We start from the raw sequence: 24,554 nt of genomic DNA on the forward strand, positions 1-24,554 counted from the left end.
TCAGGAGCAGACGATGGCCGCACAACGTAACGCTAAGATTTCTGAAAGAAAAAAGCCGCAGCAGGCGCGATCCAGTGAGCTGGTAGCAGCCATTTTGCAGGCGGCGACTCAGGTTCTGGAGCAGGAAGGTGCCACGCGCTTTACCACTGCCCGCGTGGCCGAACGGGCGGGCGTCAGTATTGGATCGCTGTACCAGTATTTTCCCAACAAGGCCGCTATCCTTTTCCGTCTGCAGCGCGAAGAATGGCAGCGAACCGGCAATCTGCTGGGTTCGATTCTGCGCGACAGCGAATCTACGCCGCGTCAGCGCTTGCATCAGCTGACCTGGGCGTTCCTGCACTCGGAGTGTGAAGAGGCGGCGATGCGCACCGCACTGAATGATGCCGCGCCACTTTACCGGGATGCGCCGGAAGTGCAGGCTGCGCGCGCCAATGGCGAGAATGTGATGTGCGAATTTCTGCAACAGCTGCTGCCGCAGCGGGACGCGGCTGAGGTGGCGCGGGCGGCGGATTTAATCAACAGTACGCTGGGTGACGTCGGCAAGCATTTTTCCGAATCGCCGCGCAGCGCAGCAGAAATTCAGGCTTACGCACGCGATATGGCAGACATGTTCTGTGCCTGGATCAGAGAAAAAGGGGCCGAATTGCAGTAAAAAATGGGCTGGAAATCTCTGAAAGCGGTTAACAAACTCATTATTCACATTCTCATTAATCCACACCGCGAGTAAGCTTGATAAAACCTTGGTAAAGCCGGATGGATTGACGGCACACACAGAGACGGGAGAGCATGATGGCAGTAAAAATGATTGCGGTGGATATGGATGGGACATTTCTCGATGACAATAAGCAGTACAACGCGCAGCGTTTTGCGCGCCAGTACGCGCTGCTGAAGGAGAAAGGCATCCGTTTCGTGGTCGCCAGCGGCAATCAGTATTATCAGTTGCAGCACTATTTTCCCGCTATCAAAGATGAGATCGCCTTCGTGGCTGAAAACGGTGCCTGGGTGTCCGACAGCAACGAAGAAATTTTCTGCGGCGAACTGGCGCCGGAACGTGTTCATCAGGTGCTGGATATTCTCGCCAAAGAGCCGGAGATCAGCACCGTGGTGTGCGGTCGCAACGGGGCTTATGTGCACAAGTCAATGCCGGATGAGGTGGTCGCTATGCTGGCCAATCACTATCGCCGGCTGGAGAAGCGCGACAGCCTGTACGATATCGACGATACCATTTTCAAGTTTTCGCTGAATCTGGCACACGAAGGTGTCGAGGCGCTGCTGGCGCGTCTGCATAGCGAACTGAACGCGATTGAAAACATCATGCATCCGGTCTCCAGCGGGTTTGGCTTTGTCGATTTAATCATTCCCGGCTGTCATAAGGCGCACGGCATCGCGCTGCTGCAGGAGAAGTGGGGCATTGATGATTGTGAAGTGCTGGCGATTGGCGACAGCGCCAACGACATCGAAATGCTACGTCAGGCCTGTTACAGCTTTGCCATGGCCAACGCCGCTGCACCAGTGGCAGCCGTGGCGCGTTATCGGACGGAAAGTAATAACGACGAAGGCGCTCTCAACGTCATCGCTCGCCTGCTGGCACGCGAAACGCCGTTTGGTTAACGGGCACCGGATCGATCCACGAACCGCGGCGCTATTTTGTGTGTGATAAATCGCGCCGCGACGGACAGTATGCGACCCGCGCGTGGTTATTCACGGGCGGATGACGCTGCAGGGCGGGCGTTTTCCGCCGGCGTGCCGCCTGCCACGCGAAGGTTAGCTTCCATTTCATCCAGTGCCGCCTGGTTTTCTAATCCCCACTGATACATCTGCTCAATCGGCCGGGCGAAGGTCATGCCCAGCGCGGTCAGCCGGTAATCCACTTTCGGTGGAATGACTTCGTAAACCTGACGCGCAATTAAGCCGCGCTGCTCCAGCTCTTTGAGTGTCTGAAACAGCATTTTTTTCGAAATCCCCTGCAGGCTACGCTGCAGTTCACCGGTACGGGCGCGCTGTCCCGGCCAGTGATACAACGCGTGCAGCACCATTGTGCTCCACTTCACCGAAAACAGATCCATCAGACGGCGCGGTGGCGAATCCGCATAGAAAAACAGTTTGCCATCAACCCAGGCTGGCATCGCACTCTCCTTTATGGTCACCAAATGGTGACTACTATCAATTCTGCACCACGTTGATTATAGTCTGCCGCCTTCATTCAGCCCACATCAGAATTTGAGGAAGGCACCATGAAAATTAACGCACTGGTGGCACAGGATGCAGCGCAACCGCTCGCTGCCGGCCAGATTACCTTGCGTCCGCTGCAGCAGCAGGACGTAAAAATTGAAATTCTTTACTGCGGCGTATGCCATTCCGATTTGCACATGGCACGCAATGAGTGGGCGGTCAGTCGTTATCCGCTGGTGCCGGGCCACGAGATCGTTGGACGCGTGCTGGAGACCGGAACTCAGGTTACGCGCTTCAAAGCCGGTGATATGGTCGGTGTGGGCGTGATGGTGGATTCCTGCCGTGCCTGCCACTTCTGCCAGCAGCAGGAAGAGCAGTACTGCGAAGCGGGCTTCACCGCCACTTACAACGGCATCGATAAATACACCGGCGACAGCACCTGGGGTGGCTACGCGCAGCATGTGGTGGTCGATCAGCATTTTGTCGTGTCGATCCCGCAAAATCTGGCGCTGGCGGGCGTGGCACCGCTGCTGTGTGCGGGCGTAACGGTGTGGTCACCGCTGCGCCATTTCGGCGTCAAAGCCGGTGATAACGTCGGGGTAGTGGGGCTGGGTGGTTTGGGCCACATGGCGGTAAAACTGGCCAGCGCGCTGGGCGCTGAGGTTACCCTGTTTACTACCTCGCCGGAAAAAGGCGCTGACGCACGTCGTCTTGGTGCGACGCGCGTAGTGGTGTCGCGTGATGCCGCGCAGATGGCGGCATGCCAGACCTCGCTTGATTTCATCATTAACTGCGTGGCGGCACCGCACGATCTCGATCCTTACCTCGCGACGCTGAAAACCAATGGCCGTCTGGTGCTGGTCGGCATTCCTGACCAACCGCATCAGTCGCCGAACGTCACGCCGCTGGTGTTTCGCCGTCTGAGCATCAGCGGTTCATCCATCGGTAGCATCAAAGAGACCCAGGAGATGCTGGATTTCTGCGGCGAGCATAACATTACGGCAGATATTGAGCTGATCGCCGGTGAAGAGATCGAAACGGCCTTCGCGCGTATGCTGAAGGGCGAGGTGAAGTACCGTTTCGTCATTGATATGCTGGCAACTCGCTGGTAATTGCCCGGACATGGCTGGCGATTTCAGGCTGAAATCGCCGGCTTTTCTATCAACAGATTACTCAGGCAATCTGTATTCCGTATCCGCATAGACCTGACTGCCTTCGCGTTTACCCACACCTAATACCATGACAGTGATGGTTTCATCCTGCACCAGGTACACCAGGCGATAGCCTGAAGCACGTAGTTTTATTTTGTACTGATCTTTTCGTCCGTGAAGTTGTGCTGAGGGGACACGGGGATTTTCCAGCCGTTGTACCAGCTTTTTCTTAAACTGCTCACGCACCGGATGACCCAGTTTCTTCCACTCCTTTTCAGCGGAAGGAACGAACTTTAATTTATAAGTCATCCAGCGAAATCTCTTTCGCATCCGCTAATTCAGAAATGCGTTCATCAGCGATACGACCCAGTTCTGCATCTTCTGCTAATTCCATCAGATATTGGTAAACAGCCGGTGGAACGCAGTAAAAAGCGGGCTCGTTGCGGTTTAAGATAGCAATGGTTTCCCCTTCCGCTGAACGCACTGTTCCCATGGGATCACGCTTTAAATCGGTGATGCTGGCAGCGGTGTTTGACAGGATCTGAAATGGCATGGTGAGGTATCCGGACTTAGATAATGAAAACAGGTGAAGTATATTAACACTTTATGGTGCTGATATTAGCGCTTTAAGAAGTGCTTTAAAAGAGTATTTTGGCTAAATACTATACCGCTTTTATGACACAGCACATTTTCGCCCCGCAACAGTAAATAATTCCCGGTACGGTCCGATAACTCCTTCTGCAGACTCAACAAAAACAACAATGACAGGAGCGAGACATGGGACTGGTCTCCCGATTACGGAATGTGCGCATTACGCGCAAGCTGGCGGCGGGCTTCGGCATCGTCCTGCTGCTGGTGGCACTGGCCACAGCGCTCAGCGTGCAACGATTCAATCAGATTCACGACATCTATCAGAAAACCAATCTGATTTATGACATCAACATTGAAGTCTTTCAGGCCAAAATCAATCGTCTTAAATATCTATACGGCGAGGACAAAGCGGGCGGCACCATGACGGATTACGTCACGCACGCTCAGCAACTGACGCAGCAGGCCCAGCAGCTGCCGTGGACGGCGGACGCCAGAGGGTTGCTCAACGATGTCGCCAGCCATCTTGCCCGTTTCCAGCACAGCATCACCGCCATGACCCAGGCAACCCAACAGCTCAACGAGCTGCGCAGCCAGCTGGACGCGCTGAGCCAGCAGGACATGACGTCGCGCTATACCGGGCTAATCCGGACCCCCGTCAGCACACCCGAAGTCACCAACCAGATTTATCAGCTGCTGTTTGCCATCAGTAATGTGCGCGAAGAGGCCTGGGCGCTGCGCTTCAACGTCAGCGAGGCACTGCGCAATAAACTGGAACATGATTTTCAGCGCGCCGGACAGGACATGAACACGCTATTGACTCAGCTGCCAGCGGAGCAGCAGGGTGGATTTAACGCGCTATGGCAGGATACCGAACGTTTTAAAGATTTGAGCCTGCAGGCGGCAGCGATTTACGGCCAGCTGCGTGTCGCGGAAAACACCGTCAAAGTGGCGGGCGATAACAGCAGCGCGGCGATCAAACAGATCATCGCCCTGGTTAAGGCGCGTAACGATGAACTGGCTAATGGGTCAGCGGCGCTCTCGCTGCTGATGGGCAGCCTGGCGATAGCGCTGGGTGTGCTGGTGGCCTGGACTATCATCCGGCAGATTACGCGCCCGGTGTTTCACAACCTCGCGCTGGCCGAACGCATTGCCAGCGGCGACCTCAGCTCGCAGTTTGTCACTCATCGCCAGGACGAGCTCGGCCAGCTCACCTCTGCCATGGGACGCATGAATGCGCGGCTGCGCGGCATGATTGGCGAGGTGCTGCACAGCGTCAGCAATGTGTCGCAGGCTGCCAGCACCATACACCAGGGTAACCTGGAGTTGTCGTCGCGCACCGCCCAGCAATCGGCTGCGGTGGTGGAAACCGCCGCCAGCATGGAGCAGCTCACCGCCACGGTAAAAAATAATGCCAGCAATGCGCGTCTCGCCAGCCAGATCGCGGCGGAAGCGACGCATAACGCCAGTCAGGGCGGTATCGCGGTGCACAATGTCGTCAGCACCATGGGCGAGATCTCTGATAGTTCTAAGAAAATTGCCGAGATTACTGCGGTGATCAACAGCAGCGCCTTCCAGACCAACATCCTGGCGCTCAACGCGGCGGTTGAAGCCGCCCGCGCCGGCGAGCAGGGGCGCGGCTTTGCCGTGGTCGCCAGCGAAGTGCGTAATCTGGCCCAGCGCAGTGCCGGAGCGGCGAAAGATATTGAACGGCTGATTGGCGAATCGGTAGGGCGTATCAGCAACGGCCATCAGCAGGTGGCGCGCGCGGGTGAAACGATGGAGCAGATTGTCAGTAGCATCGCACGCGTGAATGAAATCATGGCGGAGATCTCGGCTGCTTCTGATGAGCAGAGCCGCGGCATCGAGCAAATCGCGCGCGCAGTAGGTGAGCTGGACGGTACTACCCAGCAAAATGCGTCGCTGGTCAGCGCGTCATCCCGTTCCGCACAGGCGCTGGAAGAGCAGGCATTCATGCTGCAGCGGCTGGTCAGCCAGTTCCGTTTGCAAGGCGCTGTAAACTAAAAACACGCGCAGCGGCAGCGAACTTTACCCGCTGGCCGCTGCTGCTATTGGCGGCAAAGCGCTGTTATTTAAGTGTCCGCCAATGTGCAAGGCGAAAATTCTTAAAAAAAGTCGCCGCAGGGCGACTTTTTCCCGATACACTGCCATTTTTGTCGAACTGAATTTTCCCGTGAATGAATTACTACTCGCCTGATGAAAACCATTTGAAGCGCCGGTCAAAACGCTTCGTCCGTCGTATGTTCATCATGCGTCAGCTCGGCACGATCCTCTGTTTCTTTCCGATTCTTTCAGTGTTACTGGAAATGCAGCGCGGACTGGCATTCAGCGCACTGCTGTTTGTGAACGCCTTTTTCTGGCCATGGCTGGCGTATCAACGTGCGCTTCGTGCCGAAGACTCAACCGGAACCGAACGCCAGAATCTGACGCTGGATGCCGCCTTCGGTGGAATCTGGGTGGCGCTGATGGCGTTAAGCCCGATGCCCTCTTTTATCATCATGGCGGTGCTGGCATCGGATCGCTATGCCGCTGGCGGCGGCGCGCAGCTGATTGCCGCCATACAGGCATTTTTGTGCGGGTTTATTATGGTGTGGCTGCTGGATGGCACCAGCGTACATCTGGCGTTCAGCATGCAAACCGTCTGGCTGACGCTGCCGCTGGCCACCTGTTACATGCTGGTACTCAGCGTGGCTTCCTACAATCTCACCTGGCATTTACGCACCCGCAACCGTGAACTGGAGCGCATCGCGCTGATGGATCCCGGCCTGAAAATCCCTAACCGCCGTCTGTTTGAGCGGCGGCTGGAGAGTGAGTTTCACAGCACGCGGCGCGGCGATAGCAGCGGCTATCTGCTGTTGCTGGATGTCGATCACTTCAAAGTGGTCAATGATAGCTGGGGTCATGAGGCGGGCGATTTTCTGCTGGCCGAGATCTCGACGCTGCTGCGCAACTATGTCGGGCAGCAGGACATTCCGGCGCGCTTTGGCGGCGATGAGCTGGGCGTCATCGTGCATCAGGCCAGCGATGAATCGGTGGTGGAACTGGCCGAAAGGCTAAAAGAGAAGATTGCCCAGCTGCGCTTACCAGCCTCGGCAGAGTTCCGCTGCTCGGTCAGTATCGGTATTGCGCCTGCGGTCAGCGCCGAATCGATAAGCGACTGGCTGCGCCATGCGGATGAAGCGCTGTATGAAGTGAAGCGCGCCGGGCGCAACGGCGTGCGACTGTGGCAAACGCCGCTGGCCCGCGCATCATAATCAGAAAAATTCAGGATCGCAGTTTACCGGAAAATTCAGCGAGTTGGCGATGAAGCAGGCTTCGTGTGCCTGATGATGCAATGCCCGCGCGCGATCGGCATCCGCTGGGTCGCGCAGTTTGATGCGCGGCTTCAGCGTGATAGCGGTAAAGCGTCCACGCGCCCCCTCGACCATGTTCCCTTCGGCAGCATCTTCATACTCCTCCACCACAATGCCGGCATCGGCGCACAGGTGTAAATACCACAGCTTATGGCAGGCCGCCGCAGACGCCAGCAGCAATTCCTCAGGATTCCAGCGCGTTTTATCCCCACGAAATGCCGGATCGGCACTCAGCAAAATGGGCGGTTTACCGGGTGCCTGAAATTCGCTGTCACGATCGTAAGCGGTATAAGAAGCTGTGCCATCGCCGCGATTGCCGCTCCAGCGAAGGTAAATCTGGTAATGGTGCTGCCGTGCTGCCATGGGAAATGTCCTGTTCAGTGAGGTCATCTCAGCGGTTGTTATTCACAACGCTCGCTGCGTTTTGGTGCAAATTAATCAGGTGCGCGTCGATGCGCATCTGAAACAACTTACAGTAAAACATCTACGTAATCAGCGTATCTCATTGACATACATAAAGTGTTCAGTGCTGAAACGGTGATGCGCAAGAATCACCGGCGTGGCGCTTTGATCAAAAGAGACCTCATCGATCACCATCACAGCGTGTGGCAGAGCAAGTTCCAGCAGGCTGGCATCTTCTTCTGTAGCGAGCGTGGCGCTGATCTGCTCGCGCACTGCCGCAACACGCACATCGTACTGCTCAAACAGGTAACGATACAGCAACTGCGGTAGCTGTTCCGCCGGCGGAAAGTCGGGCAGACGCGCGGCGGGGAGCACCAGCGTTTCATGCATGGCCGCAATGCCCTTCACCCGGCGCAGGCGTTTCAGGCGAATCACTGCGTCACCCGCTGCGATCTGCAGCTTATCGGCTTCGTCGGCGCTGGCGCGACTGTGCTGATACTCCAGCAGTCGCGTTTCCGACTGCAGCAAACCGCCCGATTTGTCATGCAGACGAAAATAGTGAAAGAAATGGCTGAGGTTATGCAGCGGCGCCCAGCCGGTCACCACCGTGCCGGTTTTGCGCCGGCGCATCAGCATCCCTTCCGTCGTGAGCGCCGCCAGCGCCTTGCGCACCGTACCGACCGAGACACCGAACTTCGCCGCCAGACTGTTTTCGCTGGGCAAAATGGTGCCCGCCGGCAGTTCGCCCTGCAGGATGGATTCACTGATATAGCGCTTCACTACTTCGTACAGCGGAGCGCCTTCGCCTTCGTTCAGGCGACTGAATTGAGGAACGTCGTGCGCGTCATAGTTTTTTTGCATGTTTCCGATTACCGATTGACCCCAGCTGTTCATTTGCATTATCTATAAACTATATAGAAATACAATAAGTGAACAGTTTATGCAGGAAAATTCATCACTACAGCGCGCTCTGACCCATATCGCCGACGATCAGGCGCAGATTCTTGACGATCTGCAACGCATGCTGGCGGTGGATACCTGCTTCCCGCCCGGACTGGGTTACGCAGCATTCGCCGACCTGCTGAGCACGATGCTGCAGCCGCTGCATTTTGATCTGCAGCGCGTTTCGGTGCCCGACGCGCTGTGGCAGACGCCGGACGGCAGCGCGCAGGGCGAGCGGGTGAATCTGCTGGCCGCGCTGGATGCCGGCGCGGCTGAAAACTGCAATCTCTACTTTCACACCGATACGGTTCCGGCCGGCGATGGCTGGCGCTTTCCGCCGCTGGCGCTCAGCGTGGCGGAAAACAAGCTGTTTGGACGCGGCGCCGCGGATATGAAAGGCACCATCGTGGCCGCGCTGGCTGCGGTGCGGGCCGCGCAGCGCTATCAGCTCCACCTGCGCTATAACCCGGTGTTTTTACTCTGTACCGATGAAGAGGGTGGCCTTTATCCCGGTATTCGTTATCTGGCGGAGCAGCAGTTATTCCACGGTCACCTGCTCAGCTTCAACGGCGGCGCGGTGCCGCGTATCTGGGCCGGTTGCTTTGGCAGTATCGATATCAAAATTATCGTCAGCGGCCGCTCGGCGCACTCCGGCGATCCGCTGCAGGGTATCAATGCTATTGAGGCTGCGCTTCCGCTGATGAATGCGCTGTATCAGCTGAAAGGCGAGGTGGAACAGCGGGTTTCGGCAATGCCCGCACCGCCGCATTATCAGGGCCGGCCGCTCACCGCCTTACTGACGCTGGCCGCCGCGCACGGCGGCAGTAAAGGCTCCACCATTCCGGAACGCTTCGAGCTGCTGGTTAATCGCCGTTATGCGCCGGAAGAGCCGTTTGCCGACGTGTGGCAGGAGCTGACGCAGTGCGTGGATAAGGCGATGCAGGGCAGCGCCGCCAGCGACGTCACGCTGCAGCTGATTGGCCATCTGGCGCCAGTCGCCGATCCCACCGGTCCGCACTGGCCGCGCTGGCAGGCGGCGCTCAGCCAGGGCTTCGGCTTCCCGCCAGCAGAATTCAAAGCCTGGGGATCCGCCACCAGCTCGGATATGGGCTGGGTACAGCAGGCCGGCATTCAGGAAATTCTGCTGGGCGGACTTGCCCGTCCCGATAACCGCATTCATGCCGCCGATGAATACACCACGATGGCAGATGTTATTGCACTTTCGCAGTCGATTCTGGCGTATCTCGCCAATGATTTTCAGCCAACCCAGGGTAATTAATAAACCAACGAGGAACAGAAGATGTGCGCCATGAAAGGGTTAAACCGCAGACAGTTTATCGCCAGTTCAACCGCCCTGACCGGAGCGGCGCTGCTGCCCTGGTCATTCAGTGCCTCGGCTGCCGCCGTTGCCAGCGCGACCCCGGGCGGCACGCCGCGTAAAGGTGGCGTATTGCGCATCAGCGTTGACCAGGCGGTCAGCGTGCTCAATCCCCATCAGGTGCGGGTTAATCCGGAATATCTGGTGGCAGAGCTGCTGTACAGCGGCTTAACCCGCCTGACGCAGGCGATGAAAGCGGAAGGCGATCTGGCGCAGTCCTGGCAGCCGAACGACGACTTAACCCAGTGGACCTTCACGCTGCGGCCCGATCTGCGCTTCAGCGACGGTTCGCCGCTCACCGCAGCGGACGTGGTCGCCAGCCTGCAGGCACTGCTGGACCCGAAAAACGCCTCACCGGCGCTGCACAACATCGGCCCGATTAAAACGGTAAGCGCCAAAGACAACAACACCATCCTGATTGAGACCGAGGCGCCTTATGCCGATCTGCCGGTGATGCTGGCCTATCCGGATGCCAAAATCATCCCGGCGCATATCGCGCAGGGGCAGTACGACAAGCTGAGTAGCGCCTCGCTGGGGGCCGGGCCGTTCCAGCTGGTGTCTTACGATCCGGAACGCAAAATCGTGATGAAACGCAACCCGCACTATTACGACGCCACGCGGCCATATCTGGATGGCGTGGAAGTGGTGGTGTATCCCGACGCTATCGCTGAAAGCTCCGCGCTGATTGCCGGCGATACCGATCTGATGCTGAGTGCGCAGTCGAGCGAGTTCGCCCGCTTAGCCAAATCGGCGGGCGTGCTGCCGCTGCGCGTGGCATCCGGTCAGTTTCTTAACGTCAACATGGGCTGCGATCAAAAGCCGTTTAGTGATGTGCGCGTCCGCCAGGCGCTGGCGCTGTGCGTGGATCGTCAGGCATCGGTGGATTTTGTCGCAGACGGTCTGGGATCGCCGGGTAACGACACGCCAATCAACGCCGCTTATCCGTATTACGCGCAGCTGACGCAAAAAGCGCTGGACTACAGCAAAGCCAAAGCGCTGCTGGCGGAGGCCGGTTATCCGAATGGGCTGGATTTAACGCTTATCGCCTCAGACAAGCCGTCAACCCGCACCCAGCTAGGGATTGCCCTGCGGGAGATGGCGAAACCGGGCGGTTTCCGTATCAATGTGCAGACCATGGCGCACAGCACCTATCTCGATCAGGTGTGGAAGAAGGGCAATTTCTACGTCGGCTTTTACAACATGCAGCCGACGCCGGATGCGGTGTTTTCTCTGCTCTATACCTCAACAGCGGCGTGGAACGAAACGCGCTGGAACAATGCGGCTTTCGACGGTGCGGTGATGGCGGCGCGCGAAACCAATGACGAAACGCTGCGCACCCAGCTGTACGGCAAAGCCCAGCAGCTGATGCACGACGAGGTGCCCTCGTTAATCCCGACCTTCTTTGATTTGCTGGCTGCCAGTCGTGAGCACGTGGCGGGCTATCATCTGCATCCGCGCGGGGCGGTATTCCGCCTCGATCATGTTTGGCTGACCGCTAACGCGCCAAAGCGCAGCCTGTAAGGAGCGACCGTGACAGCAAGTTACCTGCTTAAACGCCTGCTGCTGATGATTTACACGCTGCTGGTGGTGTCGCTGCTGGTGTTTGGCATCACTCAGCTGCTGCCCGCCGATGCCGCAGTCACGCTGCTGGGACAAAACGCCACGCCGGAAGCGCTGGCGGCGGTGCGGGCGCGGCTTGGGCTGGATGCGCCCGCCTGGCTGCAATACTGGCACTGGCTGACGCAGGCGTTGCAGGGCAACTTTGGCGTGTCGATGCGCAATGGCCTGGCGGTCGGACCAACGTTGCTGACGGCGCTGTCGCGCTCGCTGCTGCTGGCGCTGTGCGCCCTGTTACTGATGCTGGTGATCGCCATTCCGCTCGGCATCTGGGCGGCCGTGCGGCGCGGTAAGACCGCCGATGTGCTGGTCAGCGTGATCTCGTACATGGGCATCTCGTTTCCGGAATTCGTCACCGCCACGCTGGTGCTGCTGCTGTTTGCCGATGTCTGGCAGATTCTGCCCGCCACCGGCTACGTGCCGCTCAGCGAAAATTTTATCAGCGGTATTCAGCACCTGATTCTGCCGTCGATCACCGTTGCGCTGATTCTGGTGGCACACGTTTCGCGCATGGTGCGCTCGGAAATGGTTGACGTGCTGCACACCGACTACGTTCGCGCCGCGTGGCTGAAAGGCCTGTCGCGCCGGCGCATCCTGTGGCGCCATGCGCTGCGCAATGGCCTGTTGCCCACCATCACCATTGTGGCGCTCGACGTCGGCTATCTGCTGGGCGGGATTGTGGTGGTGGAGGAGATTTTTGCCATTCCCGGTATTGGCCGGGAGCTGATTGTCGCGGTACAGGCGCGCGATCTGCCCACTATTCAGGCCGGCGTGATGATCCTCGCGGCAACCTATGCCGTGGTGAATTTCCTCGCGGATTTGGCCTACGTGATGCTCGATAAGCGGATTTCCTATGCCTGAAATACTGAAACGATTACTGCGCTCGCCGCAGGGTGCGGCGGGTGTGCTGATTCTGCTGCTGGCGCTGCTGATGGTGGCGGGCGGCGCGCACGTGGCGCCGTTTGATCCGGAAGCGATCTCCATCCTGACGCGTTACCGCCCGCCCAGCGCAGAACACTGGTTCGGCACCGATCAGCTGGGGCGTGACATTTTCAGCCGGGTGCTGGTCGGCGCGCGATCCACCATTTTGCTGTCGCTGCTGGCGACCGCGCTGGCGATGGTTATTGGCTCGGTGCTGGGCACCGCCAGCGCCTACCTTGGCGGCAAAGTGGATGAATTCCTGATGCGCACCATGGATGCGGTGATGGCGATTCCCAGCCTGCTGTTTGCGCTGCTGATTGTCAGCACGCTGGGGCAGAGCAGCATGAACGCCGTGCTGGCCATCACCATCGCTTTCGTGCCGGGCATGGTGCGCATTGCGCGCAGCGTGGCGCTGGCGGCGCGTCAGCAGGACTACATCAGCGCCGCCATCGCGCGCGGCGAAGCGGGTTACTACATCATTCTGCGCGAAATGCTGCCGAACATTCTCGCGCCGATCATCGTGGAAGCCACCATTCGCGTGGCATTCGCCATCATGCTGTTTGCCACGCTGAGCTTTCTCGGCCTCGGCGCGCAGCCGCCCGAGCCGGAGTGGGGGCTGATGGTGTCCGAAGCGCGCAGCTATTTCTTTAAAGCACCGTGGATGATGATGATCCCCGGTCTGGCTATCGCGCTGGTGGCGATTGGCTTCAACCTGCTGGGCGATGGCCTGCGTGATGTGCTAAATCCAGGGAGCCACAAATGAAGAGTCCGCACAACCCGGTGCTGTCGGTGGACAATTACAGCCTCGATTATGCGTTAGCGCGCGGCCATTCGCTGCCGGTACTGCGCGATATCACCCTGCAGGTGATGCCGGGCGAAGTGCTGGGGCTGGTAGGAGAATCTGGCTCCGGCAAGACCACCCTTGGCTGGGCGATCATGCGCTGGCTGACCAGTAACGCACGCGAGCAGGCGGGTGATATCCGGCTGAACGGCGAAAGCCTGCTGCAGTTGCCAGCGCACCAACTGATGGCGCTGCGCGGTAAAAAGCTTGGCATGATTTTTCAGGATCCCAGCGCATCGCTGAACCCGACGCTGACGCTGGGTGAACAGGTCACCGAAGTGCTGCGCCGTCATCGTGGGCTGTCAGCGCGCGAAGCGCAGCAGCTGGGGGAATCGCTGCTGCGCGATGTCGAGCTGAAGCACCCGGCACGCATGATGCAGCGCTATCCGCATCAGGTTTCCGGCGGTGAGAAGCAGCGCATCCTGATCGCTACCGCCTTCGCCTGCCAGCCGGACTGCCTGATTTTTGATGAGCCGACCACGGCGCTGGACGTCATCAGCTCGGCGCAAATCCTCGATCTTTACGAGCGACTGCGCGCCGAGACCGGCGTCGCATCGCTGTATATCTCACACGATCTGGCGCTGGTGGCGAAAGTGGCCGACCGCGTATGCGTGCTGGAGCAGGGCCGCATCGTGGAGCAGGCCGCGACGCGCACGCTGTTCAGCGCGCCCGCGCATCCGTATACGCGCAAACTGATTGCCGCGGTGCCGGATCCGCAGCATCGGCTGGTCGCGGATGCGGCCGGCAGTCAGCCGCTGCTCAGCCTGCAGGCGATGACGATTAATTATGGCCAGCACGGCGTGCTCGATCGGCTGTTGAAACGCGAAGCGAACACGACGCGGGCCGCCAATGCGGTTTCGCTGACGGTGCATCAGGGCGAAATTCTCGGCGTGGTCGGCGAGTCCGGTTCGGGTAAATCTTCACTCGGCAAGGCGATAACCGGCCTGGTGCCGTTCACTGGCAGCATCGACTTCTGCGGCGCGACGTTATATGGCCGCGCGCAGATGGACCCGGCGTATCGCCGCCGCGTGCAGATGATTTTTCAGCATCCGGATGCGTCACTCAATCCGCGCATGACCGTCGGCGAAATTATCGCCCGTCCGCTGCGGCTGTATGGACTGCCACCGGGAGAAAGCGAGGCGCAGGCGGTGGCGCGTCTGCTGCAGGAAGTGCGGCTGCCCGCGGAATTTGCCAGCCGCTATCCGCACGCGCTGTCGGGTGGGCAAAAGCAGCGCGTGGCGATTGCACGCGCCTTCGCAAACCCGCCGGACCTGGTGATTTGCGATGAAATCACGGCGGCGCTGGATGTGTCGGTGCAGGCCACCATTATCGAGCTGCTGCTGGAGCTGCGCCGTCGCTACGGCACGGCGTATCTGTTCATCACCCACGATCTCAATCTCATCCGCCAGATCGCGCATCGTGTGGCGGTGATGTATCGCGGCGATGTGGTGGAAGTGCTGCCCGGCGAGAATATGCGGGCGCAGGCACAGCATCCTTACACCCGTGCACTGCTTGATGCCGTGCACATCCCTGATCTAACCCAATCCGTGGCATAACGAGAAGCGCATGAACCCTGAACAGTTAATTCATCACATCGATCGTGAATACTGCCTCGCTTTCCTGGCAAAAATGGTGCAGCACAAAAGTTACAGTGCCACCGAGGGCGAGCGCGAATTAGCCCGCTATATGGCACAACAGATGGCGCAGCTGGGGCTGGAGACTGAACTGCAGCCGGTGGCCGGCGATCGGCTGAACGCCATTGGGCGGCTGGCCGGCAGCGGAGGCGGCCACAGCCTGCTGTTCAACGGTCATCTTGATACTAACCCGGTCACCGAAGGCTGGACCGTCGATCCCTGGGCGGGAAAAATCGACGATCAGTTTATTTACGGTATCGGCGTTTCTAACATGAAAGCGGGCGATGCCGCCTATTTCTGCGCGCTGAAGACATTGATTAATGCCGGCGTGAAGCTCAGGGGCGACGTGATCCTTACTTACGTGGTCGGCGAGTTACAGGGCGGCATCGGTACGCTGGCGGCGATTGAGCAGGGCGTACGCGCCGACTATTTCATCAATGCCGAACCCACGGATTTACAGGCGCTGACCATGCATGCCGGCTCGCTGATGTTCACCATTGAACTGACCGGCGATACGCGCCATCTGTCAAAGCGTGAGGAGGCGGTCGACGCGATTGCAGCGGCGGTCGAACTGATTCCGCAGATCAATAACATCACCTTCAGCGGAGCGAAAAGCGCAGAACACCGCAAAATTAACCGTGGCCATATTGGCACCGTACACGGTGCGCTGGGGCGTGATTTGCAGGAGTGGCGGCCGCCGCAGGTCGCGGATTTTGTCCGCCTGAAAGGCTCCGCCCGCTTTGCGCCGGGACAAACGGTGGACGGCGTGCTGGCCGACCTGCAGGCCCTGCTGGATGCACTGTGCCAGCGTTATCCGGGTCTGCAGGCGCAGCTGTTCGATGACGGCCTGCGCGATAAACCCACCATGCTGCCGTTTGAGGTGTCGCCGGAATCGCCAATCGTTAAAGCGGTTAATCGCGGCTGGCAGACTGTGCGCGGCACGCCGCAGCCTACCGGGGTGATCACGCCGCCCGCCTTCTACGGTACCGATGCGGCGCACCTGTATCAGCATGCGGGCATGGAGGGCATCGTGTGCGGGCCCGGCGGCAAGTACAACACCATGCCGGACGAGCGCGTCGAGATCAGTGAGTTTCTCGATATGGTGCGCATCTATTTGCTGGCAATCCTCGACATCTGCCAGCCGGTTGAACCGGCGTCATGATCGCCGACGCGCTGTCACGGCTGCGCAGCGCCATGCGCGCCGCCGACATTGAGGTGATGCTGATCGATCATGGCGAACTGCTGGCATGGTTAACCGGTTATACCGTGTCGGAAACGCGTTATCGTGCCTGTCTGGTGCCGTTGCAGGACGAACCGTGGATGGTGTTGCGCCAGCTGGATGCCGCGCCGTGCCGCGCGCAGTCACCGCAGCTGGCGATTGACGCGTACCGTGATGAAGACGATCCGTGGCTGGCGGTGGCGCAAAGCCTGACGCGGCGCGGCTATCAGCGGGCGCGGCTGGGCGCGGATTATGCATCCTACGGCATGACGGTGCATAGCTGGCAGCAGCTGGCGCGCCATCTGCCCGGGGTGCGCTGGTGTGATGTCAGCGGCATCAGCGACCGGTTGCGCAGCGTTAAATTTCAGGCTGAAATCGCCAGCTTACACCAGGCCGCCAGCATTGCCGATGCCACGCTGGCCCAGCTGAGTGCGCAGGTGCAGGGCGGCTGGCGTGTGCGTGATGTCGCCGCGCTGGCGGCGGCACAATTTCTGCGGCTCGGTGCTGACAGCGGTGAAACCGGACCGATTGTTATCGCCAGCGGCGACAGCGGATTTTTGCATGCCAGCGGCCATGAGCAGCGTCTGCAAGCGGGCGATGTGCTGCACGTTGAGCTGATCCCTAAAGTGCGGCACTACAGCGCGCGCCTGATGCGTCCGCTGATTGTCGGTGAAATCTCTGCGGCGCGCGCGGCGCTGGCACAACAGCTGATCGCCATTCAGGATCGCCAGCTACGGGCGATGAAGCCGGGCATTGCGGCTTGTACGGTGGATGCCGTCGCGCGTGAGGCGGTGCTCAGCGCCGGGCTGCGTGAGGATTACAGCAACATCACCGGTTATGCGCTGGGTCTGTATACGCGCACTCCGCGTCCGAGCGATTTCAGCTGCTGTTTTCATCCTCAGGCGCCGTGGTTACTGGAGGAAAACATGGTGTTTCACATGTATATTTCAGCGCAGGGCCTCGCCTTCAGTGAAACCGTGCGCGTCACGGCACAGGGCGCAGAGCGACTCACCACGCTGCCGCGCCAGCCGTTTACGCTGCCGGCTAACAATTAACAGGATGATGTACAGTGCAGGACGTTGAATTAATCGATTTGGCTGCCACCTTGCCGGGCCTGATGTTTGATCTGAAATACGCCACCGCCGATAACATCGCCGGGTATGCCATTTATCGCGACGCGCAGGCGCTGCTGCATCCGGATGCCGCCGCCGCGCTGCGCCGCAGCAGTGACATCGCCCGGCTGGCGGGGTTCCGCCTGCTGGTGCTGGACGCGTATCGTCCGCAGCAGGCGCAGTGGCACTTGTGGGATGCCTGTCCCGACGCGGATTATGTGGTGCCACCGGCGCGGGGCTCGAATCACAGCCGTGGCGTGGCGATCGATGTGACGCTGGTGGATGAGGCGGACAACATTCTGGAAATGGGGACCGGGTTTGACGACATGTCTGCTGAGTCGCACCCGTTCCATCCCAACGTGCCGCAGCAGGCGCAGCGCCATCGCCTGTTGCTGAACGCCATCATGCTCGGCGGCGGTTTTGTCGGCATGCCCACCGAATGGTGGCACTTTGAACTGCCGGATGCGCAAAACTATCCGCTGCTCAGCGATCGCTTTGCCTGCGTCAGCCGGGCTGATCGCGCTCCTGTGAGTGATATTGCGCGTTAATAATCGCGTTGCTGAAGCGAGGGGGTTCTGCGCCTTCCCGCCTTGACACGCCCTCCGTTCCGACCCCAGAATGCAGCTTGTTCCAAGGGGTGCCCTGTTAGAGGGCTGAGATTCTACCCGCGCGGCTGTCACGGCCGGCAACGTAGTGACCCTCTGAACCTGATCCGGCTAATACCGGCGTAGGGATGTGGAACCGGGGTCACTGCACGCCCTCATTCCCTCTTTGCGCCTTTCTGCGAATCCTGCGCATTTCTCAGGCCCTGGCTGGCCGTTATGCCGCAGTCCAAAGAGGGCACCTTCATGACCGAAGCGTCAATCATTGCCGCGCTGCTGGCGTTTATGCAGCGCGAAGAAACCACGGAAGCGGATTTCAACCAGCTGGCGCTGCAGCTGTTCGCGTGGCAATTCGAACACAATCTCCCTTACGCCCGTTTCGCCCGCCAGCGCGGCCGCACGCCGCTAACGGTAAAACAGTGGCGGCAGATTCCGGCGGTGCCGATTACGGCGTTTAAAGATCTGACGCTGAGCTGCCGTCCGGTGGCGGAGATTCCCCACATCTTTATGACCAGCGGCACCACGGGGACCGGCCGGGGGCGCAGCTATCACCCGACGCTGGCGGTTTACGATCGCTCGATGCTGATCAATTTCCGCCAGCGCTTTATGGCCGGACATCCGCGCCTGCCGATGGCGATCCTGTTTCCGCACAGCAGCGAGCTGCCGCACTCTTCGCTGGCCCATTATCTGACGCTGGCGATGCAAGAATGTGGCACGCCAGACAGCGAAGTGATGGTGGATGCGCAGGGGCTGAAACTGCCGCGTCTGATCGCCGCGCTGGAGCAGGCGCAGGCCAGCGGCCAACCCTATGCCCTGCTGGGTGCCAGCTACAGTTTTGTCCATCTGCTGGACGAACTGGCGCGTCAGCAGCGGCGTTTCAGGCTGCCGCCGGGCAGCCGCATCCTCGACACCGGGGGCTTTAAGGGCCAGTCGCGTGAAGTTGCGGCGGAGGCGTTTTATAACGCGCTGCAGCAGACGTTCGGCGTGCCGCGTTCGCACTGCATCAATATGTACGGCATGACTGAACTCAGCACCCAGTTTTACGATTTCGGCAATGAAATCTGCCCGCCGGTGAAATCCGGACCGCACTGGATCCGCACGCGCGTGGTCAATCCGCTGACCGGTGCGGACGTGCCGGAAGGGGAGACAGGCGTACTGGTGCATCACGATCTCGCCCATTTCAATTCTGTTTCCGCCATTCTGACCGAAGATGCCGGCGTGATGGTGCCCGGCGGGTTTCAGCTGCTGGGCCGCGTCGCGGGCGCCGATGCCAAAGGCTGCTCGCTGGCGATGGAATCGTTTCTCGCTGCTGCGCAGGCACGGGCATGAAAGTGTATGCCGGCCATCTGCCGGGCATCCGCCACAGCGAGGTGGCGTGGCACAGCCTGCACTTTGGCCAGCAAGGCAGCACGCTGGAAGTGTGCGTGCCGGTGCTGTCCGAGGCGCAGATTGCCACGCTGGCGGCCAGCGTACGCGATAACGCGCGCCGCTACCTGCACACCCTGAGCGTAGCGCGCATCACCGCGTTGATTGATGAAGCCATCGCGCGCCTGCTTGACCGTTCGCACCCGTTGCGCCAGCAGGCGGAGCGGTTGCTGCCGCTGGTTACCGGCTATGACGCCGGGATGCTGCGGCTCGGTTTAACCGGCTATCTCAAAACCTTCCGTGAACCGCAGCTGCGGCGTTTTCTGGCGGAGGATTTCGGCAACGTGCAGATGCTGGACGATTTTCAGCCGCGGCCAAAAGGCGGCTTTGCCCGCGCGTTTGGTCCACAGCTGTTGCTGCAGGTCTGGGCCGGCAATGTGCCGGGTTTGCCGCTGTGGAGCCTGATTGCCGGCCTGCTGGTGAAGGCGGGAAGCGTGGGCAAAGTGGCGAGCGCTGAGCCGCTGATGGCGGGATGGTTCGCCCAGTTGCTGGCGGAGATCGATCCGCAGCTGGGCGACTGTCTGGCCGTCGTATGGTGGCAGGGCGGTGATGAACGCACTGAGCAGCAGTGGTTCCGCCAGGCAGACGTGGTGATGGCTTATGGCGGAGAGGCCGCGCTGACGGCGATGCAGCGACGTCTGCCGCCGGCCACGCGCTTTCTGCCGCACGGCCACAAAATCAGTTTTGGCATGGTGGCGCGGTCGGCGCTGGACGTGCGGCGCGGTACGGCGCTGGCGCGTCAGGTGGCTTACGATGTGATGCGCTATGACCAGGCCGGCTGTTACTCGCCGCAGGCGCTGTTTATTGAGCGCGGCGGCCGGGTGTCGCCGCAGGAGTTTGCTGCTTACCTCGCCCATGAACTTGCCGCGCTGGCACAGCGCTATCCGCGCGCGACGCTGACGCTGGGTGAAAGTCAGGCTGTGGCCGCGTGGCGCAACGCGGAGGAAATGCGTGCGCTGAGCGGTGACCGCACGCTGTACGGCGATGAGAACGATGCCTGGGCGGTGGTGTACGTCGACAAGCCGGAGCCGTTACAACCGGGCGCGCTCGGACGTACGCTGAAGGTGATTGCCGTGGATACGCTGGAGGAGACGGTAAACTGGGTGGCCGCGCAGCGCGCGTATCTGCAAAGCGTTGGCCTCGCGGCCGCGCCCGAGGTGCTGTTTCGGCTGGCGGCGCAGCTCGGTGCGGCGGGCGTCACGCGCATCACGGCGCTGGGTAACATGACTTCACCGGAGGCGGGCTGGCATCACGATGGCCGTTTTAGCCTGCTGGATCTGGTCACCCTGTGCGAAATCGAACAGGCGGCGGAAACCGCCGCTGAACACTATGCGCCCTATCTTGACTGAGCGGGCGTGGAGAAACGCAATGAAATTCAGCAATCACACCGTGCTGGTGACCGGCGCCAGTCGCGGTATTGGCGCCGCCATTGCCCAGGCCTTTGCCGCCGAAGGCGCGTTTGTCGTGGTCAACTATTTACGTAATCACGACGCCGCTGCGCAGGTGGTGGCGGCCTGTGAAGCACAGGGCGGGGGGGCACTGGCGATTGCCGCTGATGTGACCTGTGCCGCACAGGTAGCCGATATGATGCAGCAGATCGAGGCCGCTACCGGGCGACTGGATGTGGTGGTGAACAATGCCTTCGCACCTTATCGCTTCGATCCCGACCAGCGCCAGCGCTTCTGGGAAACGTCCTGGTCTGCTTACCAGATGCAGTTTGATGGCGCAGTGAACGCCTGCTACAACGTGTGTCAGGCGGCCTTGCCGCTGATGCGCCGCCGCGCGCGCGGCAGTATCATCAATCTGGTGAGTGATTTGATCGCCCGGCCAGCGGTGGCTTATCACGACTATATTACCGCAAAAGCCGCGCTGACGGGCTTTAGCCGGACGCTGGCGGCCGAACTGGGGGCGCTGGGCATTCGGGTGAACTGCGTGGCGCCGGGACTGGTGTATCCCACCGATGCCAGTCAGCATACGCCAGAAGCGGTCCGCCACGCGCTGACAGCGCAAACGCCGCTTGGGCGACTGGCGCGCGCCGCGGATGTCGCCGGGCCAGTGCTGTTTCTGGCATCAGCGTGGAGCGAATTTGTCACCGGCCAGACGCTGTATGTCGATGGCGGGTTGGTGATGCAGGACCATTAAGCCAGGTCGCCAGTCGCCGCACTGGCGACCTGCCACCGCCCTCCAGGTACCTCTATCCGTTATTCCGCCATGCCCACCGTCATGCAGCTATCTGCGCACTGCAGGCAAATTTCAGCACAGGTCTGACAGTGCGGATGCTGGTACTTCTGGCACTCCCAACCGGCCAGCTGACAGGCCATCGACGTGATGGTACAGAGCTGCTCGCTCAGTTCACTCTGGGCAGCCAGCAGCTGGGCGGTTACGCGACACAGCGCCGCGCACTGCTGATTCAGGCTAATGCAGACGCTCATCTCACTGGCGTCAGCGTCCAGCAGACAAGCCGCTGCACAGTGGTCGCAGGCGGTCGCGCAGCGATAGCACAGCGCGATACAGTCATTGAGTTCAGCGTTCATGGGTTTCCTTAGCGTCAGGGTAAAACGACGCATATGTGAGCCTGAAGAGAGAATTTAGCTAAAACAGAGGTGATATCAAGTGGATAGCGGCGGATTAACCCCGGTAAGGTGCATCGCAGATGCAATTATCCCTTTAATAATGCGGAGTTAGCTAATTGTAAGCTTGTGTATATATCAGCGCCGATAATAAAAACCGCTTAAATAAAAGTGTACAAGTCTGTGTGGCTTGTACAAATATAGCCGCTGCGGATTTGTTAGTTAAATAAGCAATGGTTTAAATTCGTGGTAAATAAACGATGCAATTGAGACATTATAAGCGAAGCGGTAAATGCTGCCGGATCGCTGAAGATTTGATCGATTAATTGTTTTCCAGCGAGAAAATTACTCTCCTGACAAGGTTTATCACGCATTTAAGCGAAGCGTAAACTCAATGTCAGGAGAGTGTGGTGCCAAAGGTTATCGAGGTTAAATCAGTATTAAGAGGGGAAAGTCTTATTTACGACGACTGATCTTTCCTCCCTTCCTGCCGGCTTCAATGGCACGCTGTGGATCGTTCTTAAAGTTACCGCCACTGACCTGACCACCCTTGCGGCCTGCTTCAGCCGCGCGCTCCTTATCGGCTGCGAAGTTGCCTGAACCCCCACGACGTTGCGTCACTTTTTCTTCCTCTTCAGGTTTCTTCTTTGGATCCTTCATTTTTTTCCTCTCAGTTCATACCCGCATGAAGCAAAAATAAATGTAGCGATGTTTTTACCATAATCAAGCCAGGAATAATCTTAACTTTTAATTTACAGCACGTTGGTTGTTTAACTATGAGTCAATTCCAGCTGATTTATTCCGGCAAAACATCTGGGGTGGAATTGTTAACATTTTACTTTCATAAAGGGAAGCATTCTTTTAGCGCCGCTAATGTGATTCGATGAGGTTATGACAATTATCCGCTGTCGCAATTCTTAAAAACCTTTCTTGCACAGCTGCGCTTACTTGCTACGTTTAATTAAGTTGTTCGCCTGGACTTAATTAGCGCTTCGCTTATTTTCAGATAAACAGCCTGAAAGCGATGAGGTAAGAGCGTGCTGCCGGCTCAGTGACGAGCATCCAACGCGGCTGATGTGCCTGGCCGGTGTCACTTTACTTTGGAGCGAAACATGACGAAGGAATCTGTGTATCTGGACTGGCTGCGCGATGCGCATGCTATGGAAAAACACGCGGAAAGCTTGTTGAAAGCGGCGGTGTTACGCCTGACGGAGCATCCCGCGTTGCAGACGCGCCTTGAGCAGTATCTTGAGCAAAGTCGTGAACAGCAGCAGCAGGTGAAAACGCTGCTGCGCCAGTATGACAGCAGCTGGTCGGTGCTGAAGGAGTCGTTAGGCCGGATGTCGGCGGTCGGTCAGGCCGCCAGCGACATGCTGCAGGATGAAGAGGGCATCCGTGTGGCCGTCAGCAGCTACGTGTTCTGTAACTATAAAATCGCCACCTACTCGACGTTGCTGGTGGCCGCAGAGCAGGCGGAAGAGGGGGAGGATGTCAGGATCGTGCGGCGCATCCTGCAGCAGGAAAGCCAGATGGCCAGCAGGCTGCTGCAGCTGTTGCCACAGGCGGCAGAAGAAGCCATTGTGCTGCGCACAGAACCTGAGCTTTCCGGCACGGATTAAGTCATTTTGCCGCGCGCCCTAGAGATCAATCACCAGTTCCGCCGATTTGCTGCGCGAGCAGCACAAGGCGATGTACTGCTCCGGGGCGCTTTTTTCGTTGTCAGACTGCACGGTATCGCGATGATCGATCTCTCCGGCGGTGACCCGCGTCAGGCAGGCGCCGCACATGCCCATCTCGCAGGAGAGCGGAACGTCGACGCCATGCTCCAGCAGCACCGTGGCAATGGTTTTGTCAGGTGGAATGGTGCATTGCTGCCCACTGCGTGCCAGCGTCACGGTAAAGCCCTCTTCCGCGCCAGCCGTGCGGACGGCAGGTTTGAACGCTTCAGCGTGAATATTGGCGCTGTCCCAGCCGCGCGCCAGCGCCTGCTGCTGCATGTGCGTCATAAACCCTTCCGGCCCGCACAGGTACAGATGCGTGTCGGCGGCAGCATCAAGCAGTTCCGCCGGTGGATAATCACGGGCGCTGCGGCCTTCGCTGCTGTACCAGATTTCACAAAATCCATGCTGAAAACGCTGCGCCAGTTCGGCGGCAAAAGCTTCATCACCGCGCTGGCGCACAAAATAATGCAGCACAAAAGGCACGGCAGCGGCCTCCAGCGCCAGCGCCATGGCGTACAGCGGCGTAATGCCAATTCCGGCCGCCAGCAAAATGACTTTAGCGGCCGGTTGCAGAGGAAACAGGTTGCGCGGTGGCGAAATCGCAATCGTCTGGCCGGGGCGCAGCGTGTCGTGCACGTAGCGTGATCCCCCGCGTGATTGCCCGTCGCGGGCAATACAGATTTGATAGCCGCGCGCGTCATCGCAGCGTCCGGTCAGTGAGTACTGACGTATCAGACCATCACGCAGATGGACATCAATGTGCGCACCCGGTTGCCAGTCCGGCAGCGGCTGGCCATTTTCCGCCACCAGCGTGACGCTGAGATTGTGACGTCCCTGACGGTACAGGCCATCCACCACCACATTCAGCAGATCACTCATCGTTGC

General features: G+C 59.3%; 25 protein-coding genes and 1 riboswitch. Of the genes, 17 read left to right on the forward strand and 8 right to left on the reverse strand.

The window, feature by feature from the left end; all coding sequences use genetic code 11:
* Positions 1 to 13 precede the first annotated feature (13 nt).
* A complete protein-coding gene (locus F3I21_RS21745) occupies positions 14 to 652 on the forward strand; it encodes a TetR family transcriptional regulator (protein WP_150059744.1) in 639 nt (212 codons plus the stop codon).
* Between the two features lie 137 nt (positions 653 to 789).
* On the forward strand, positions 790 to 1,611 hold the full coding sequence (locus F3I21_RS21750; protein WP_021508741.1) for a Cof-type HAD-IIB family hydrolase: 822 nt from the start codon (positions 790 to 792) through the stop codon (positions 1,609 to 1,611).
* Between the two features lie 86 nt (positions 1,612 to 1,697).
* On the opposite strand, the gene F3I21_RS21755 is transcribed toward F3I21_RS21750, so the two are convergent.
* On the reverse strand, positions 1,698 to 2,126 hold the full coding sequence (locus F3I21_RS21755; RefSeq protein WP_058758678.1) for a helix-turn-helix domain-containing protein: 429 nt from the start codon (positions 2,124 to 2,126) through the stop codon (positions 1,698 to 1,700).
* A gap of 108 nt (positions 2,127 to 2,234) precedes the next feature.
* Here F3I21_RS21755 and F3I21_RS21760 point away from each other — a divergent pair, with 108 nt between their 5' ends.
* The gene (locus tag F3I21_RS21760) at positions 2,235 to 3,284 is read left to right on the forward strand and encodes an NAD(P)-dependent alcohol dehydrogenase (RefSeq protein WP_150059724.1); all 1,050 of its coding nucleotides are present in this window, start codon (positions 2,235 to 2,237) and stop codon (positions 3,282 to 3,284) included.
* A 57-nt stretch (positions 3,285 to 3,341) separates the two neighbouring features.
* On the opposite strand, the gene F3I21_RS21765 is transcribed toward F3I21_RS21760, so the two are convergent.
* Entirely contained in the window at positions 3,342 to 3,632 is a 291-nt protein-coding gene (locus tag F3I21_RS21765) for a type II toxin-antitoxin system RelE/ParE family toxin (RefSeq protein ID WP_058758676.1), read from the reverse strand.
* The gene (locus tag F3I21_RS21770) at positions 3,622 to 3,876 is read right to left on the reverse strand and encodes a type II toxin-antitoxin system Phd/YefM family antitoxin (RefSeq protein WP_058758675.1); all 255 of its coding nucleotides are present in this window, start codon (positions 3,874 to 3,876) and stop codon (positions 3,622 to 3,624) included. The genes F3I21_RS21765 and F3I21_RS21770 overlap by 11 nt, the downstream gene beginning before the upstream one ends.
* Before the next feature lie 224 nt (positions 3,877 to 4,100).
* On the opposite strand from F3I21_RS21770, the gene F3I21_RS21775 reads away from it, so the two are divergent.
* Positions 4,101 to 5,936 (forward strand): methyl-accepting chemotaxis protein, encoded by a 1,836-nt coding sequence (locus F3I21_RS21775; RefSeq protein ID WP_150059725.1) that lies wholly within the window; start codon positions 4,101 to 4,103, stop codon positions 5,934 to 5,936.
* Positions 5,937 to 6,109: 173 nt separating this feature from the next.
* Positions 6,110 to 7,186 carry a diguanylate cyclase gene (locus tag F3I21_RS21780; protein WP_150059726.1) on the forward strand — a complete coding sequence of 359 codons (1,077 nt, stop codon included), beginning with the start codon at positions 6,110 to 6,112 and terminating at the stop codon, positions 7,184 to 7,186.
* On the opposite strand, the gene F3I21_RS21785 is transcribed toward F3I21_RS21780, so the two are convergent.
* Positions 7,187 to 7,648: an OsmC family protein gene (locus F3I21_RS21785; RefSeq protein ID WP_150059727.1), complete on the reverse strand. Its 462-nt coding sequence runs from the start codon at positions 7,646 to 7,648 to the stop codon at positions 7,187 to 7,189.
* Between the two features lie 129 nt (positions 7,649 to 7,777).
* The gene (locus F3I21_RS21790; RefSeq protein ID WP_058758671.1) at positions 7,778 to 8,548 is read right to left on the reverse strand and encodes a GntR family transcriptional regulator; all 771 of its coding nucleotides are present in this window, start codon (positions 8,546 to 8,548) and stop codon (positions 7,778 to 7,780) included.
* Positions 8,549 to 8,627: 79 nt separating this feature from the next.
* Between F3I21_RS21790 and F3I21_RS21795 the strand changes: the two genes are divergently transcribed.
* The 11 genes from F3I21_RS21795 to F3I21_RS21845 all read left to right on the forward strand — a co-directional run bounded on the left by F3I21_RS21795 (position 8,628) and on the right by F3I21_RS21845 (position 21,520).
* Positions 8,628 to 9,908: a M20 family metallopeptidase gene (locus F3I21_RS21795; protein WP_150059728.1), complete on the forward strand. Its 1,281-nt coding sequence runs from the start codon at positions 8,628 to 8,630 to the stop codon at positions 9,906 to 9,908.
* 21 nt (positions 9,909 to 9,929) lie between these two features.
* Complete coding sequence (locus tag F3I21_RS21800; protein ID WP_150059729.1) at positions 9,930 to 11,528, forward strand: ABC transporter substrate-binding protein; 1,599 nt, start codon at positions 9,930 to 9,932, stop codon at positions 11,526 to 11,528.
* Between the two features lie 9 nt (positions 11,529 to 11,537).
* Positions 11,538 to 12,485: an ABC transporter permease gene (locus F3I21_RS21805; protein ID WP_021508731.1), complete on the forward strand. Its 948-nt coding sequence runs from the start codon at positions 11,538 to 11,540 to the stop codon at positions 12,483 to 12,485.
* Positions 12,478 to 13,308: an ABC transporter permease gene (locus F3I21_RS21810; protein ID WP_058781361.1), complete on the forward strand. Its 831-nt coding sequence runs from the start codon at positions 12,478 to 12,480 to the stop codon at positions 13,306 to 13,308. Before F3I21_RS21805 ends, F3I21_RS21810 begins: the two co-directional genes overlap by 8 nt.
* A complete protein-coding gene (locus tag F3I21_RS21815; protein WP_150059730.1) occupies positions 13,305 to 14,942 on the forward strand; it encodes an ABC transporter ATP-binding protein in 1,638 nt (545 codons plus the stop codon). The genes F3I21_RS21810 and F3I21_RS21815 overlap by 4 nt, the downstream gene beginning before the upstream one ends.
* 10 nt (positions 14,943 to 14,952) lie before the next feature.
* Positions 14,953 to 16,182, forward strand: coding sequence for a M20 family metallopeptidase (locus F3I21_RS21820; protein WP_150059731.1), 1,230 nt, complete (start codon positions 14,953 to 14,955; stop codon positions 16,180 to 16,182).
* Positions 16,179 to 17,294 (forward strand): Xaa-Pro peptidase family protein, encoded by a 1,116-nt coding sequence (locus F3I21_RS21825; RefSeq protein WP_141495643.1) that lies wholly within the window; start codon positions 16,179 to 16,181, stop codon positions 17,292 to 17,294. Before F3I21_RS21820 ends, F3I21_RS21825 begins: the two co-directional genes overlap by 4 nt.
* Positions 17,295 to 17,308: 14 nt before the next feature.
* Positions 17,309 to 17,899, forward strand: coding sequence for a D-alanyl-D-alanine dipeptidase (gene ddpX / locus F3I21_RS21830; protein WP_150059732.1), 591 nt, complete (start codon positions 17,309 to 17,311; stop codon positions 17,897 to 17,899).
* A 75-nt stretch (positions 17,900 to 17,974) separates the two neighbouring features.
* A riboswitch (TPP riboswitch) is annotated at positions 17,975 to 18,104 on the forward strand.
* 68 nt (positions 18,105 to 18,172) lie between these two features.
* On the forward strand, positions 18,173 to 19,282 hold the full coding sequence (locus tag F3I21_RS21835) for a long-chain fatty acid--CoA ligase (protein ID WP_150059733.1): 1,110 nt from the start codon (positions 18,173 to 18,175) through the stop codon (positions 19,280 to 19,282).
* Entirely contained in the window at positions 19,279 to 20,727 is a 1,449-nt protein-coding gene (locus F3I21_RS21840; RefSeq protein ID WP_150059734.1) for an acyl-CoA reductase, read from the forward strand. Before F3I21_RS21835 ends, F3I21_RS21840 begins: the two co-directional genes overlap by 4 nt.
* A gap of 19 nt (positions 20,728 to 20,746) precedes the next feature.
* Positions 20,747 to 21,520 carry an SDR family oxidoreductase gene (locus F3I21_RS21845; RefSeq protein WP_150059735.1) on the forward strand — a complete coding sequence of 258 codons (774 nt, stop codon included), beginning with the start codon at positions 20,747 to 20,749 and terminating at the stop codon, positions 21,518 to 21,520.
* Between the two features lie 59 nt (positions 21,521 to 21,579).
* On the opposite strand, the gene F3I21_RS21850 is transcribed toward F3I21_RS21845, so the two are convergent.
* Positions 21,580 to 21,912, reverse strand: a complete 333-nt coding sequence (locus tag F3I21_RS21850; protein WP_150059736.1) for a four-helix bundle copper-binding protein — start codon at positions 21,910 to 21,912, stop codon at positions 21,580 to 21,582.
* Between the two features lie 492 nt (positions 21,913 to 22,404).
* On the reverse strand, positions 22,405 to 22,569 hold the full coding sequence (locus F3I21_RS21855) for a general stress protein (RefSeq protein WP_010615780.1): 165 nt from the start codon (positions 22,567 to 22,569) through the stop codon (positions 22,405 to 22,407).
* A 491-nt stretch (positions 22,570 to 23,060) separates the two neighbouring features.
* Here F3I21_RS21855 and F3I21_RS21860 point away from each other — a divergent pair, with 491 nt between their 5' ends.
* Positions 23,061 to 23,567 carry a ferritin-like domain-containing protein gene (locus F3I21_RS21860; RefSeq protein ID WP_041387188.1) on the forward strand — a complete coding sequence of 169 codons (507 nt, stop codon included), beginning with the start codon at positions 23,061 to 23,063 and terminating at the stop codon, positions 23,565 to 23,567.
* An 18-nt stretch (positions 23,568 to 23,585) separates the two neighbouring features.
* On the opposite strand, the gene F3I21_RS21865 is transcribed toward F3I21_RS21860, so the two are convergent.
* Positions 23,586 to 24,548: a PDR/VanB family oxidoreductase gene (locus F3I21_RS21865; protein ID WP_150059737.1), complete on the reverse strand. Its 963-nt coding sequence runs from the start codon at positions 24,546 to 24,548 to the stop codon at positions 23,586 to 23,588.
* Between the last annotated feature and the right edge of the window lie 6 nt (positions 24,549 to 24,554).

The organism is Pantoea sp. B_9, from assembly GCF_008632015.1.
Lineage (GTDB): Bacteria > Pseudomonadota > Gammaproteobacteria > Enterobacterales > Enterobacteriaceae > Pantoea > Pantoea dispersa.